This window comes from Psychromonas algarum, assembly GCF_004376845.1.
GTDB lineage: Bacteria > Pseudomonadota > Gammaproteobacteria > Enterobacterales > Psychromonadaceae > Psychromonas.
In genome coordinates this window covers 1-13,720 of record NZ_SNUW01000011.1, presented here as the reverse complement: position 1 = coordinate 13,720, position 13,720 = coordinate 1, and the positions used below count along the sequence as shown (strand labels likewise).

The following is a 13,720-nucleotide window of genomic DNA, read 5'->3' as shown; positions in this document are numbered from 1 at the left end:
ACTGAAAGTGCCTATTGCTAGGCACGATAATTATTTATTTGAATGCATGACCAAGTGATTGTAAGTATGCAATAATTGCTTGCATTTCAGTCTTACCTTCAACGGCAGCTTTAGCACCTGCAATATCTTCATCAGTGTATGGCACACCAAAGTTATCTCTGAAGATAGTTAATTTAGCTGCTGTTTCCTCTCCAGTTAACAGATTTGTTGCTAACCAAGGAAAATTAGGCATATTTGATTGTGGTACTACATCTCGAGGATTCAGTAGATGTACTTCATGCCACGCATCAGAATAACGACCACCAACACGTGCTAGATCTGGTCCAGTACGTTTTGACCCCCATAAGAATGGATGTTCCCAAACATGCTCACCTGCCATGCTGTAGTGACCGTAACGTTCAGTTTCAGCTCGGAAAGGGCGGATCATTTGACTATGACAAACATGACATCCTTCTTTAATATAAATGTCACGGCCTTCCATTTCTAATGCAGTGTAAGGACGTAATGTATCTACAGGTTCATTCATTTCTTTTTGGAATATCAGAGGCGTTATTTGTGCTAAACCACCAAAGCTAATCGCAATGATAATAAAAACAGCTAATAAGCCTGCATTCTTTTCAATAAATTCATGTTTCATTATTAACTCCCGTCTAACCTAGTTCTTGAGGCTTGATAGAGCCTTCTTTAGCAGCGATTGTTTTGTATGTGTTGTAAGCCATTACAAACATACCACTTAAGAAAATAATGCCACCGACCAAACGTATTGTGTAGAACGGGTAAGATTTCTCTAATGACTCAACGAAGGTATAAGTTAATGTACCGTCTGCATTGACAGCTCTCCACATTAATCCTTGCATTACACCTGAAATCCACATTGCAACTATGTATAAAACAGTACCAATTGTTGCTAGCCAAAAATGTAAATTAATTAATGCAACACTGTACATGCCTTTTTGGCCAAATAAACGTGGAACCAAATGGTAAAGAGAACCAATTGTTACCATTGCAACCCAACCAAGCGCACCTGAATGAACATGACCTACCGTCCAGTCTGTGTAGTGAGATAATGCGTTTACTGTTTTAATCGCCATCATTGGTCCTTCAAACGTAGACATACCGTAGAAAGATAATGAAACAACTAAGAAACGTAAAATAGGGTCTGTGCGTAGCTTATGCCATGCTCCAGATAAGGTCATAATACCATTGATCATGCCGCCCCAAGATGGCACAAATAGGATAATAGACATCACCATACCTAATGACTGAGCCCAATCAGGTAAAGCTGTGTAATGAAGATGATGTGGACCTGCCCAAATATAAACAGCAATCAGAGCCCAGAAATGGATGATTGATAAACGATAAGAATAAACAGGGCGGTTAGCTTGTTTAGGTACGAAGTAATACATCATGCCTAAGAAACCAGCTGTTAATAAGAAACCAACGGCATTATGTCCATACCACCATTGTACCATTGCATCAACAGCACCAGAGTAAATAGAGTATGACTTCATTGAGGACATTGATAATGGGATAGCTAAGCTATTAACAATGTGTAATACCGCAACGGTAAGAATAAATGCACCAAAGAACCAGTTGGCTACATAAATATGAGATGTTTTTCTTATCGTTAATGTGCCAAAAAAGACAATGGCATACACAACCCAAACCGCTGTAATTAATAAATCAATTGGCCACTCTAATTCAGCGTATTCTTTAGATGTTGTGTAACCTAGAGGAAGGGTAATAACGGCAGATAAAATAATTAATTGCCATCCCCAGAAAACAATAGAGGCTAATGGTCCACCAAATAACTTTGTTTGGCAGGTACGTTGCACCACATAAAATGAAGTTGCCATTAATGCCGATGTACCAAAGGCAAAAATAACTGCATTAGTATGTAAAGGGCGTAAGCGACTGTATGTAAGCCAAGGTGTATCAAAGTTTAAAGCTGGCCAAATAAGTTGGGCTGCAATAAGTACTCCGACACTCATTCCCACGATACCCCAAAGGATGGTGGTAAGTGTAAACTGACGAACAACTTTCATGTTGTAATCAGGTTGTATATTGGTTGCGGTTGTCATTGTTTTGATTCCATGCATGTATTTACAATGTACGTTTATTATGACGTAATAAAATGTATTCTATATAGATCTTTTAAAGATAAGTTTAAAACATCTATATTCGAGCAGAAGTTTACGCGACAATTAAAAAAATAAACAGATTTGCATCGATTTAATGTTAATTAAATTAGTATTTGTGTTAAAAAATGCGCGGTAACCATTATTTTTACAAGGAATTGCAATGTTAACAAAAAGTAGATTGATTCAATTACTAATTATGCTTAGTTTATTAATTGGATTATTTGTTTGGCGAACAATAGATTCTTCAATTACTGAAAAAGTAGATAATTCTGACAATAAATTAGCATTAAATATTGTGGATAATGTTTGTGATTTTACAAAACCTTGTGCATTTAAATCAGTTTTAGGAACATTTTATTTATCTGTTGATGAAGGTGAAATTATACCTGAAGAGTGGTTTCATTTAACGCTAAAAAGTGAACTGAATAATTGGCAAGTGATTAGCGCTAAGATAATAGGTAAAAGTATGTTTATGGGACACATCCCAGTTATTTTTAGCCCTGTAAATGAAAAAGGAATACAACAATCGCATGCAAAAACAATGGTTGGATCTTGTACTGAAGATAAAATGTTATGGCAACTTGAAGTCGTAGTTGATCTTGATGGCCAAACAGTTAACTTAGCTTATGACTTTTTAATATCACGTTAGTCTTTTTATTAATGTGTTTATTAAAAGAGTTTTCTCGCTTTTCAAATAATCAATTACTGTTTTAATATTTTAAAAAGACACTGATAGAACATATAAAACTGCAATCAATAAAGGAACCCGGACTCATCATAGGGTTTATGAATAATTAAGGAAGTTAATGAGTTTTTTTGCATTCAAACGAAATAAAACTTCATCATCCTCGGTCATTAAGGATATGAATAGAAAACAAAAGCGATATGAGTCGTTAGTCAATGTCTATAGTGCCGATTTATATCGTTACGCATTCTGGGTTTGTCGTGACTCAGAAGTTGCTCAAGACTTAGTACAAGAAACTTGTTTACGTGCTTGGAAAAGCATTGACAATTTATTAGATGATAAATCTGCCAAGGCTTGGTTATTCACCATATTAAGACGTGAAAATGCAAGACGTTTTGAGCGTAAACAATTGTCATTAGTTGATATCGATGATTATGAAATTGCAGCTGAAGAAGATACAAGTCCATACGATAAAGAGCTAATAAGACAAAAAATAGATACTTTACCAATTGATTATAAAGAACCGCTGTTGCTACAACTTATCGCAGGTTTTACTGCAGAAGAAATTGCAGAACAGCTAGATTTAAATAAAAACACAGTTTTAACGCGTTTATTTAGAGCGAAGAATTTGCTTAAAAGTAATTTAAAAGTTGAAATTGATAATAACGGAGAAGCACATGGATGATATTTTATTTCGTCATACCGCGATTGCTACGCCCAATGACAAAAATGAAGAGTTTTTAAAGCGAGCTGCTAATTCTGAATGTGCGCAAAAATTAGTAAGTGAAGCAAAAGAATTTGATCAACTATTAAAAGATAGCTTAGACGTTAAAGTTCCAAATGATTTAGCGGGTAAAATATTGTTAGAGCAAAGCTTTGCTATCGAACATGATAAAACAATGAGTAATCGCTGGCATATTGCGATTGCTGCTTCAATCGCTTTTATTATTGGGTTGAGTTTACCTATGTTAAAAAGTGGGATAGCACCTAATGAAAGTTTTGATGCTACTGAAAATGCAATTGTTAGTACACCTGCACCGCATGCTGATATAGGTAGTGTTGCGCTACAACATGTACAAAAAGAATATTTTTTAACCGCTAAAGTTAATGAGCAGGCGAGTATTCAAAATGTAAATGTTAAGTTAGCTCGATATGGTGGTACAGCTAAACCTGGATTAGGTAACATCTATTTTGTTAACTATTGTAGTTTTGAAGGTAGTTCAGCTTTGCATATGATATTAGAGGGAGAAAAAGGCCGTGTAACAGTTTTTGTTGTGCCTGATGATGCAGGTTTTGAGCCTTCTGCAGAGTTTAGTAACCAACATTTCAAAGGGATATCAGAACATGTTGGTAAGGCTAATGTTGTCATTGTTGGTGAACAAGATGAACCGCTTAATAAGATGAAAGAAAAATTAGCTAAAACGATTAAGTGGGATATCTAATTTGTTTTATTATTAAACAATAAAGTAAATAATTGTGATTGGTTGCTTGAATTATCAGCAACCAATTTTTTTATCACCCTTTTTGGTTGACATGACTAAACTCAAAAAATATACTGCGCCCGTCTTTAACGTGACTGTATTAAATTTTTATCTTTAATAGCTACGTTATACAGAATCCTATTTAGCTCAGTTGGTAGAGCGATAGATACACTGTTAATTCGCTATTAGGATTAATAGTAATAAAAACAATTCCTCTTTAGCTCAGTTGGTAGAGCAACGGACTGTTAATCCGTGTGTCGCTGGTTCAAGCCCAGCAAGAGGAGCCATATTTAGTTAAGCTTGATGATGTCGAGCATAACGAGTCTGATAATTTGAAGACTTAAAATAACAATTCCTCTTTAGCTCAGTTGGTAGAGCAACGGACTGTTAATCCGTGTGTCGCTGGTTCAAGCCCAGCAAGAGGAGCCACATTTAGTTAAGCTTGATGATGTCAAGCATAACGAGTCTAATAATTTGAAGACTTAAAAGAACAATTCCTCTTTAGCTCAGTTGGTAGAGCAACGGACTGTTAATCCGTGTGTCGCTGGTTCAAGCCCAGCAAGAGGAGCCACATTAAAAAAGCCTGAGCAAATTGTTCAGGCTTTTTTTTGTCTATAATTTATAGTTAATCGTCATTCGACTAATTTATACCATTCCGCTTAATAGGCTCTGATATTCAATCATTTATCCTTGAACATTTCGGCTATCAATATCACTTATCTAGCGTCTATAAATTACTTCATCGGTTAGGATTTTCATGGATAACCTCACGCTCTAAGCATCCTAAACAATCCATCGAAGCCCAAGAAGATTTTAAAAAGTTCCAAATAGAAACGATCCTTAAAATCCCTGGTCATATTGCCGTAGACAAGGTTGATATTTGGTTACAGGATGAAGCACGGTTCGGACAGCAGAATATACCTACAATATATTCAGGTAGTTATCCTCATACAAATGAGAGTTGTTTTTCCTTCTTTTTGTCTCTAATTATTTATTTTTGTAGACTACTTTTTATTTCTAATATTGATTTATATTAAAAAATAGACAAAAACAGCATAAAAATATGTTAACTGAGATGCTGATCAGTTATTGTTCTGTAAATTTTTTTAGAGACTTGCAAAGGGGTCTTCATGGAGTCAGTACAAAATCATGTGACTGCATTATTAAGCGGTGCAGATACATTATTTATATTATTAGGTGCAATCATGGTTTTTGCTATGCATGCCGGTTTTGCCTTTTTAGAAGTAGGAACAGTTCGTCATAAAAACCAAGTCAATGCCTTAGTGAAAATTATGTCTGACTTTGGCGTGTCAGCATTAGTTTATTTCTTTTTTGGTTATTGGTTAGCGTATGGGGTTACATTCTTTGATAGTGCTGCTGTATTAGCACAAAATAATGGTTACGAATTAGTTAAGTTTTTCTTCTTAATGACATTTGCAGCTGCTATTCCTGCCATTATTTCTGGTGGTGTTGCAGAAAGAGCTCGATTTAATCCAATGCTTATAGCTGCTGCTTTATGTGTTGGCATCGTCTACCCATTTTTTGAAGGTTTAATTTGGAATGGTAATTATGGTTTCCAAGGGTGGTTAGAAAACTCTTTTGGTGCTAGCTTCCATGATTTTGCGGGTTCGATTGTAGTACATGCAGTTGGCGGTTGGATTGCTTTTGCGGCTATTATCGTTTTAGGTAGTCGTAATGGACGTTACCGTGGTGATAAATTAGTTGCTTTTGCTCCTTCAAATATTCCTTTATTAGCATTAGGTGCTTGGATCCTATCTATCGGTTGGTTTGGTTTTAATGTTATGTCAGCACAAGCGATTGAAGGGATTAGTGGCTTAGTTGCAATGAACTCTTTAATGGCAATGGTTGGTGGTATTATTAGCTCACTTATTATTGGGAAAAAAGATCCAGGCTTCATTCATAATGGTCCTTTGGCTGGCTTAGTTGCTGTTTGTGCCGGATCTGATGTGATGCATCCTATCGGAGCATTAGTGACTGGTTTAATCGCAGGTGGTTTATTTGTTTGGTTATTTACTTATGTGCAAAATAAATTTACTAGCTTTGATGATGTATTAGGTGTTTGGCCTTTACATGGTGTTTGTGGTTTATGGGGCGGCCTTGCTGCAGGAATCTTTGGTTTAGAAAGCTTTGGTGGCCTTGGTGGTGTTAGCTTTATGAGCCAACTAATTGGTTCTTTATTAGGTATTACTGTTGCGGTTATTGGTGGTTTTATAGTCTACAAATCAGTTAATAAATTTGCTCCTATTCGTTTAAGCGAAGAAGAAGAATTCAATGGTGCAGATGTCACCATTCATAGAATTGGTGCTACGAACCTGAATAATAACTAATTATGTTTTATATTTTGAAAAGTTTTATAAAATAGTTTGTATCTATTAAAGGTTGAGAAGAAATTCTCAACCTTTTTTGTTTAAAATATTAATAAATAAAGTTATTAATTAAAAAGTAGATGGGCTCATTTTAGTATTATGTGCTGTTATGATTAAATAATTATTAATTTATCATTTTGGAGAAATACCATGAAAGTAGTAGAAGTAAAGCATCCTCTTATTCAACATAAATTAGGTTTATTGCGCGAAGCAGATATTAGTACTAAACGTTTTCGTGAATTAGCTCGTGAAGTTGCCAGTTTATTAACTTATGAAGCAACTAAAGATCTAGCACTAGAATCGGTCACAATCCAAGGTTGGGAAGGTGAGTTAGAGGTTCAACAAATTGCAGGTAAAAAAGTAACTGTAGTACCTATTTTACGTGCTGGCCTAGGTATGATGGATGGTGTTTTAGATTATATTCCAAGTGCAAAAGTAAGTGTTGTTGGTATCTATCGTGATGAAGAAACATTAGAGCCAGTTCCTTATTTTCAGAAATTAGTGAGCCAAATCGACCAACGTTTAGCTTTAGTTGTTGATCCTATGCTAGCGACAGGTGGTTCAATGATCTCAACATTAGATCTTATTAAGGAAAGTGGCTGTAAAAATATTAAAGTATTGATTTTAGTTGCTGCTCCTGAAGGCTTAAAAGCACTAGAAGAGTCGCATCCTGATATTGAGGTTTATACTGCGTCAATCGACTCACACTTAAATGAGCGAGGATATATAGTGCCTGGTTTAGGTGATGCGGGTGATAAAATATTCGGTACTAAATAACTTTAAGAATACTCTTAATTACATATTTAAATGGTCAGCTTAATAATTAAACTGACTATATATTTTCCTTTAAATTTTAATTTTTAAATGGAGTTCTGCATGCAGGATGCCCCCTCAAGTGAACAATCTAAAACGTCTGTAGAAGATAAAACACAAAATATTAATGTATTTCAGCAAGCATTAGCAGGTTCTCAAATGTTATTTGTTGCTTTTGGTGCTTTAGTATTAATGCCGTTGATTACTGGATTAGATCCTAATGTGGCATTATTTACTGCGGGTGCTGGTACATTATTATTCCAATTTATTACTAAAGGGCAGGTACCAATTTTCCTTGCCTCTTCATTTGCTTTCATTGCTCCTATTGCTTACGGGATCCAAACTTGGGGAATTCCGGGGACTATGTCTGGTTTATTTGCTGCAGGTGTAGTGTATATGCTGATGTCCTATGCAGTAAAACTCAAAGGAGTCGACTTTATTCATCGACTATTGCCTCCCGTTGTTGTTGGTCCTGTGATTATGGTTATCGGCTTAGGGCTCGCTCCATTAGCGGTTAATATGGCATTGGGTAAAACAGGTGACGGAAGTACGGTCTTGATTGAGCAAAATACCGCTATGATTATTTCATTTTCTGCATTGATAACCACATTACTTGTTTCTACTTTGGCTAAAGGCATTTTTAAATTAGTGCCTATTTTCTGCGGTGTTTTAGTTGGTTATATTTTATCTTTCTTTTTTGGTGTGCTTGATTTTAGTGCGATTAGCAATGCAACATGGTTAAGTATCCCACAGTTTGTTGCGCCTGAGTGGAATTGGCATGCAGTCTTATTTATGATCCCAGTTGCTATTGCTCCTGCTGTTGAACATGTTGGTGATATATTGGCAATTAGTAACGTAACAGGGAAAGATTACATTAAAAAACCTGGTTTACATCGAACGCTATTTGGTGATGGAGCAGCGACAAGTTTAGCGTCATTATTTGGTGGTCCACCTAATACCACTTATTCTGAGGTAACTGGTGCAGTAATGTTAACGCGAAATTTCAATCCTAAAGTGATGATTTGGGCTGCGATTATTGCGATTGTGTTAGCCTTTGTTGGTAAGTTTGGAGCTATATTACAAACGATCCCTACTACAGTGATGGGCGGGATCATGATTTTATTATTTGGTACGATTGCCTCTGTTGGTTTGAATACTTTGATCCGTCATCAAGTGGATTTATCACAAGCGCGTAATTTATGTATCGTATCAGTTGTATTGATTTTTGGTATTGGAGGCATGGCGCTAGGTGTAGGTTCATTCAGTCTACAAGGTGTTAGTCTTTGCGGTATTGTTGCTATATTGCTTAATCTATTTTTACCACGTCAACGTTTTTAAACTTGTTAAAGTAAGAGGCTAGTAGCCTCTTACTTTCTCTACTTATTTATTACCCTTATTATTCTTATCATTTCCTCTGTACCCTCTTATCTAATTTATTAAATACTGACATTTGTCTGCAAATTGCTTTAATACCGATGACATTAAATACGTTATCTAAATTTTACGTTGAAAAAGCAGTTTAATTTAAGGTGTAAATTGACGTAAATAGTTGTGCTCTTTACGAAGTTTACAACGAGGAAGTAGACTGTTTTAACCTGTAAAATAGATAAGCTATTTATTGTGCTTGGTATAAAATATTCTTATGAAAGAAAGATCTCTTACCTTTATCTCTGGTTTAATATTATCGCGTCAGCAAGTTGAGAACGTGAATGGTGTTGATCTTATTTTTTGGTTAAGTACCGACCGCGGTCCCTGTCGAGTTGTAGTGCCTCAACAACGCTATGTTTTTTTAATTGAACAGGAACAAGTTGAACAAGCAAAAGATATTTGGAAACAAGAAAACTGCCAACCTGATTATATTCGTTCAATTGATATAAAAACCTTCAATGGTAAAAAAGTCTGCGCGATTTACACCTTCAAACAACAACATCATAAATGGTGTCAACTGGCTTTAATGAAACAAAATATTGCAACTTATGAAGGCGATATTAAGTTAAGTGATCGTTATTTAATGGAGCGATTTATTTACGGGTTAGTGAGAGTGTCCGGTCAAATTGATTGGCTTGGAAGTTACTGGTCTTGTCAGCACGCAACACTTTCTGCTGAAAGCGATGAGGGGGTGATTAAACGTAATAGTTGTTTAAACATGGTGTCATTAGATGTTGAATGCAGTCCTCAAAGCGAGTTGTATAGTATCGCGTTAAGTATGAATAATACTGAACAGTCAAAACAAGCACACCATACTGTGTTGATGATTGGACAAACTCAAGCTGCAGAAAATATTAATATTGTTTGGGTTAAAGATGAACGGGAGTTATTAATACAGTTAACCCGTTGGTTTGAAATTCATGATCCCGATGCGATTATCGGATGGGCCGTTGCTAACTTTGATATGCGTTTATTAGCAAAACGCGCTCATATTTTAAATGTTCCTTTAACTATTGGGCGTGATGGTAGTGCCTTAAAATGGTTAGCACACAGAGATGATGCTAATGCCGGCTCAGTTATTTTAAATGGCCGCGTTGTTTTAGATGGTATCGATGCATTAAGAAATGCTAGTTTACATTTTGAAAGTTATAGTTTGGAATTTGTTAGTCAAAGTTTGTTTTCAGAAGGCAAGTTGATTGCTAATAATTATGATAAAGGTTTGGAGATAAAGCGACAATTTGAACAAGAACCCGTAACCCTCGCACGTTACAATTTACAGGATTGTTTATTGGTTGAACGTATTTTTGCTGCGAAGCAATTAGCGGAATATACCATTCAACGAGCTCGATTAACTGGGCTGGCACTTGATCGCCGTGGAGCTTCTGTTGCCGCTTTCACTAATTTATATTTACCCTTATTACATCGTAGTGGTTACATCGCCCCAAATTTAGGTGATATTCAAGCCCAGCATTCTCCTGGTGGCTTTGTCATGGACTCAAAGCCAGGGTTATACGAATGGGTGTTAGTACTCGATTTCAAATCATTATATCCCAATATTATTCGAACTTTTAAAATTGATCCTATGGGAATGATAGAAGGTCTATTAGAGACTAAAAGAGAAACTATTCCTGGTTTTAGAGGGGCAAGGTTTAGCCGGCAACAACATCACCTTCCGGGTATTCTAGATACACTCACTAATGCCCGTGAGCAGGCTAAAAAAGAAAAAAATAATGCTTTTCAACATGCGATTAAAATTATTATGAATAGCATGTATGGTGTTTTAGGATCCGCTGGTTGCCGTTTCCATGATACTCGCTTAGCAAGTTCTATTACGCTGCGTGGGCATCAAATAATGCAACAAACAGCTGCTTTTATTGAAGCAAAAGGTCAGCAGGTTATTTATGGAGATACAGACTCTACTTTTGTGTATTTAAAAGAATGTCAAAATTTACAACAAGCGAATCAAATTGGGCAGCAACTTGCTCTCGATATTAATCAATATTGGGCTGAACTTTTACGGCAAGAATACGATCTTGATTGTTACTTAGAAATTGAGTTTGAAACCGCTTTTTCAAAATTTTTTATGCCAACGTTACGTGGTCAAGATACAGGATCTAAAAAGCGTTATGCAGGTTTAACTGCGACGGATGAAGGTGAAAAAATAGTCTTTAAAGGATTAGAAACAGTTCGCTCCGATTGGACTGAACTGGCACAAACTTTTCAACAAACTCTATATCAAAAAATATTTGCAGAAATGCCCGTTGAAGAATATATAACAGAAACAATCGCTCAATTAAAACAAGGCCTGTTAGATGATAAATTGGTGTATCACAAACGTTTACGTCGACCATTAGCAGATTACATTAAAAATATTCCACCTCAAGTAAGAGCTGCACGTTTAGCTGACCAACAAAATGCGGAGTTGGGTTTACCCTTGCGTTATCAACAACGTGGGCGAATAGGTTATTTGTTGACGGTGAATGGTCCTGAGCCGCAGGAATATTGCCATTCTGAAATTGATTATCAACAATATATTGATAAGCAGTTAAAACCCATAGCAGAAGCTATTCTGCCTATTTTAGGTATAGATTTTAACCTTATAACATCAGATCAAATGTCTTTATTTTAAAGACTCTAAAAATGCAGCTTTATGTCAGTTGCATCATTAGAGTCTGAACAATTAATGAGTTTAGAATGGGGTTGTGTAGTTACTTAATACGCTACTGATATCAGTTAATGCTTGTTCAGACAAAGGCTCTTTAAATGCATCTAAATCTTCTTTTAATTGTGATAAATTGGTCGCACCTATGATAGTTGAACTCACCCCATCAACTTGGTCGCACCATTTTAATGCCAGTTGAGCAGTTGTCATATTATTAGCAATAGCAATTTCTTGATAAGCTTTAATTGCTGCTTCACTTGCTTCCGTGTTTCTAAATAACCCATTACGTTGTTGTAATGTCCATCGGCTTCCTGTTGGGCGTTGTCCATTAAGGTATTTACCGCTTAACATACCCCCTGCTAATGGAGACCATGGTAAATAAGCAATATTTTCATGGACACAATTTTCAATCAGATATGGCCAATCTTTTGTATGTAATAAGTTAAACTCATTTTGAATAGAAACCATACGTGGCAGGTTGTGCTGTTCACTTAATTTCAAGAAAGTATTAATGCCCCATGGAGTATCATCTGATAGACCACAATGACGGATTTTACCTGCTTTAACGCATGCATCTAATCCTGTTAATACATCTAACATCGATTCTGTTTGTTGAGTTGCATCACTATCTGAAAATTTATAATGATTTAGAGCATGCTGCCCAAAATGAGGTGATTGACGGTTTGGCCAATGTAGTTGGTAAAGATCTAGGTAATCTGTTTGTAAACGTTTTAAAGAGGCTTCTACTGAATCAATTACTGCCTGACCTGTGATTATTCCACCATTACGAACCCAAGCAATACCTGGCCCTGCTATTTTAGAAGCTAATATAATATCTTTGCGTTGGTGACGATTATTCGCTAAATAGTTTCCAATAATAGATTCTGTTTTACCGTAGGTATCAGCAGAGGGTGGGACTGCATACATTTCAGCTGTATCAATAAAATTTATACCTTGCTCTAATGCATAGTTTATCTGCTGATTTGCATCTTGCTGAGTATTTTGTAACCCCCAAGTCATGCTGCCTAAACAAACTCGAGAAATTGATAGATTACTACTACCTAAAGTTGAAAATTGCATACTCACCTTTTTGTTGATTTTAAATAAGCCATTAATGTAACTGCTTATGAGCAATATGTATATTGCTTGTATGATGGAAACGTTAAATGCTTATTCTCAATAATGAATGATTATTAAACTAAATTGTCATCTAAATAATCTTGAAAAGTCATATTTTATAGCTAATAATTTTTAAAGTGATTTAAATTGTATTTTTTTATCGAATTTTTTCAAATAATGAGTTAAAAAGAACAAAGTATGGTTTTATTTAATAATAAATAATTTTTTCATACTTAGTATTTTTAAAGTAAATGATTTAATAATAAGTTTTTTGTAGTTATAAATAGCCTGTAAGCGGTACATCAATGCCGTCATAATTGGAGAATTAAAATGGCAAATACTAATAGAAACTCTCTACAAACTGAAGACGAGACTCAAGATATAACTGATTTTTTTTCAGAAGATGAATGGGATGAAGATAATTCATCAATGAAAAAGAAGCAGGCGTTATTAAACGATAGAAAAAGAGGCAAGGTTCGCCGTAGTATTGAAGAAATTAAGGAAAGAAAACGTTTAAAAGAGTTACTAGGTGATGATTATGACGATTTAGATTATCTGGATAGCTAATAAAATTAAAAAAGACCCTGTAAATAATTCTGTGTAACTGCGGTTTTTAAACGTAGTCTTTAAGACGGTCTTCGAACGTTATCATAAAACGATTCAAGGCCGTTTTCCAATTTCTTATTGGCATCGTCCATTTCTTTGATGCATCCATGATAGCAAGATAAACCACCTTTTTAGCCGAATCATCCGTTGGGAGCACCTTACGTTTCTTGATGGCTTTACGTATTACACTGTTCAATGACTCAATCGCATTGGTCGTATATATCGCTTTCCTGATGTCCTCAGGATAACTAAACAACGTATTGAGGTTATGCCAATGGACACGCCATGAACGGCTGATTTGAGGGTACTTCTCATCCCATTTATCACTAAAGTCATCCAATGCCTTTAAGGCTTCATCTTCAGTCACTGCTCGATAGATACCTTTTAAATCAGCCGTC

General features: G+C 35.6%; 13 protein-coding genes and 3 tRNA genes. 12 read left to right on the top strand and 4 right to left on the bottom strand.

Features of this window, described 5'->3' with window-relative positions:
* Positions 1–34 precede the first annotated feature (34 nt).
* Both ccoO and ccoN read right to left on the bottom strand, forming a co-directional pair.
* The gene (gene ccoO, locus E2R68_RS11070; RefSeq protein WP_134277753.1) at positions 35–637 is read right to left on the bottom strand and encodes a cytochrome-c oxidase, cbb3-type subunit II; all 603 of its coding nucleotides are present in this window, start codon (positions 635–637) and stop codon (positions 35–37) included.
* Between the two features lie 13 nt (positions 638–650).
* A complete protein-coding gene (gene ccoN / locus E2R68_RS11065; RefSeq protein ID WP_134277752.1) occupies positions 651–2,081 on the bottom strand; it encodes a cytochrome-c oxidase, cbb3-type subunit I in 1,431 nt (476 codons plus the stop codon).
* Between the two features lie 220 nt (positions 2,082–2,301).
* On the opposite strand from ccoN, the gene E2R68_RS11060 reads away from it, so the two are divergent.
* The 11 genes from E2R68_RS11060 (at position 2,302) to E2R68_RS11010 (ending at position 11,564) form a co-directional block, all read left to right on the top strand.
* Positions 2,302–2,790 carry a hypothetical protein gene (locus tag E2R68_RS11060; RefSeq protein ID WP_134277751.1) on the top strand — a complete coding sequence of 163 codons (489 nt, stop codon included), beginning with the start codon at positions 2,302–2,304 and terminating at the stop codon, positions 2,788–2,790.
* 157 nt (positions 2,791–2,947) lie between these two features.
* A complete protein-coding gene (locus tag E2R68_RS11055; protein ID WP_134277750.1) occupies positions 2,948–3,511 on the top strand; it encodes a sigma-70 family RNA polymerase sigma factor in 564 nt (187 codons plus the stop codon).
* Positions 3,504–4,268 (top strand): DUF3379 family protein, encoded by a 765-nt coding sequence (locus tag E2R68_RS11050; protein WP_134277749.1) that lies wholly within the window; start codon positions 3,504–3,506, stop codon positions 4,266–4,268. Before E2R68_RS11055 ends, E2R68_RS11050 begins: the two co-directional genes overlap by 8 nt.
* A gap of 250 nt (positions 4,269–4,518) precedes the next feature.
* Positions 4,519–4,594 (top strand) — tRNA-Asn (locus E2R68_RS11045).
* A 66-nt stretch (positions 4,595–4,660) separates the two neighbouring features.
* Positions 4,661–4,736: transfer RNA gene (locus E2R68_RS11040), tRNA-Asn, on the top strand.
* Positions 4,737–4,802: 66 nt separating this feature from the next.
* Positions 4,803–4,878: transfer RNA gene (locus E2R68_RS11035), tRNA-Asn, on the top strand.
* Between the two features lie 76 nt (positions 4,879–4,954).
* Entirely contained in the window at positions 4,955–5,344 is a 390-nt protein-coding gene (locus E2R68_RS14130; RefSeq protein WP_134277850.1) for a helix-turn-helix domain-containing protein, read from the top strand.
* Positions 5,345–5,437: 93 nt separating this feature from the next.
* Positions 5,438–6,655 carry an ammonium transporter gene (locus tag E2R68_RS11025; RefSeq protein ID WP_134277748.1) on the top strand — a complete coding sequence of 406 codons (1,218 nt, stop codon included), beginning with the start codon at positions 5,438–5,440 and terminating at the stop codon, positions 6,653–6,655.
* Between the two features lie 189 nt (positions 6,656–6,844).
* Positions 6,845–7,471, top strand: a complete 627-nt coding sequence (gene upp, locus E2R68_RS11020) for a uracil phosphoribosyltransferase (protein WP_134277747.1) — start codon at positions 6,845–6,847, stop codon at positions 7,469–7,471.
* A 99-nt stretch (positions 7,472–7,570) separates the two neighbouring features.
* Positions 7,571–8,845, top strand: a complete 1,275-nt coding sequence (locus E2R68_RS11015; protein WP_134277746.1) for a uracil-xanthine permease family protein — start codon at positions 7,571–7,573, stop codon at positions 8,843–8,845.
* A gap of 304 nt (positions 8,846–9,149) precedes the next feature.
* Positions 9,150–11,564 (top strand): DNA polymerase II, encoded by a 2,415-nt coding sequence (locus tag E2R68_RS11010; protein ID WP_134277745.1) that lies wholly within the window; start codon positions 9,150–9,152, stop codon positions 11,562–11,564.
* A 60-nt stretch (positions 11,565–11,624) separates the two neighbouring features.
* On the opposite strand, the gene E2R68_RS11005 is transcribed toward E2R68_RS11010, so the two are convergent.
* A complete protein-coding gene (locus E2R68_RS11005) occupies positions 11,625–12,677 on the bottom strand; it encodes an aldo/keto reductase (RefSeq protein ID WP_134277744.1) in 1,053 nt (350 codons plus the stop codon).
* Between the two features lie 369 nt (positions 12,678–13,046).
* On the opposite strand from E2R68_RS11005, the gene E2R68_RS11000 reads away from it, so the two are divergent.
* Positions 13,047–13,283, top strand: a complete 237-nt coding sequence (locus tag E2R68_RS11000) for a PA3496 family putative envelope integrity protein (protein ID WP_134277743.1) — start codon at positions 13,047–13,049, stop codon at positions 13,281–13,283.
* A 46-nt stretch (positions 13,284–13,329) separates the two neighbouring features.
* Here E2R68_RS11000 and E2R68_RS10995 read toward each other — a convergent pair.
* Positions 13,330–13,720, bottom strand: a 391-nt coding sequence (locus E2R68_RS10995) for a transposase (RefSeq protein ID WP_134277742.1), incomplete at its 5' end; no start/stop codon positions are given.

Coding starts and splice junctions, on each gene's coding strand:
- E2R68_RS11055 (WP_134277750.1), top strand. CDS start 2,948: ATGAGTTTTTTTGCATTCAAACGAAATAAAACTTCATCATCCTCGGTC.
- E2R68_RS11000 (WP_134277743.1), top strand. CDS start 13,047: ATGGCAAATACTAATAGAAACTCTCTACAAACTGAAGACGAGACTCAA.
- ccoO (WP_134277753.1), bottom strand. CDS start 637: ATGAAACATGAATTTATTGAAAAGAATGCAGGCTTATTAGCTGTTTTT.
- upp (WP_134277747.1), top strand. CDS start 6,845: ATGAAAGTAGTAGAAGTAAAGCATCCTCTTATTCAACATAAATTAGGT.
- E2R68_RS11025 (WP_134277748.1), top strand. CDS start 5,438: ATGGAGTCAGTACAAAATCATGTGACTGCATTATTAAGCGGTGCAGAT.
- E2R68_RS11060 (WP_134277751.1), top strand. CDS start 2,302: ATGTTAACAAAAAGTAGATTGATTCAATTACTAATTATGCTTAGTTTA.
- E2R68_RS11010 (WP_134277745.1), top strand. CDS start 9,150: ATGAAAGAAAGATCTCTTACCTTTATCTCTGGTTTAATATTATCGCGT.
- ccoN (WP_134277752.1), bottom strand. CDS start 2,081: ATGACAACCGCAACCAATATACAACCTGATTACAACATGAAAGTTGTT.
- E2R68_RS11050 (WP_134277749.1), top strand. CDS start 3,504: ATGGATGATATTTTATTTCGTCATACCGCGATTGCTACGCCCAATGAC.
- E2R68_RS11005 (WP_134277744.1), bottom strand. CDS start 12,677: ATGCAATTTTCAACTTTAGGTAGTAGTAATCTATCAATTTCTCGAGTT.
- E2R68_RS11015 (WP_134277746.1), top strand. CDS start 7,571: ATGCAGGATGCCCCCTCAAGTGAACAATCTAAAACGTCTGTAGAAGAT.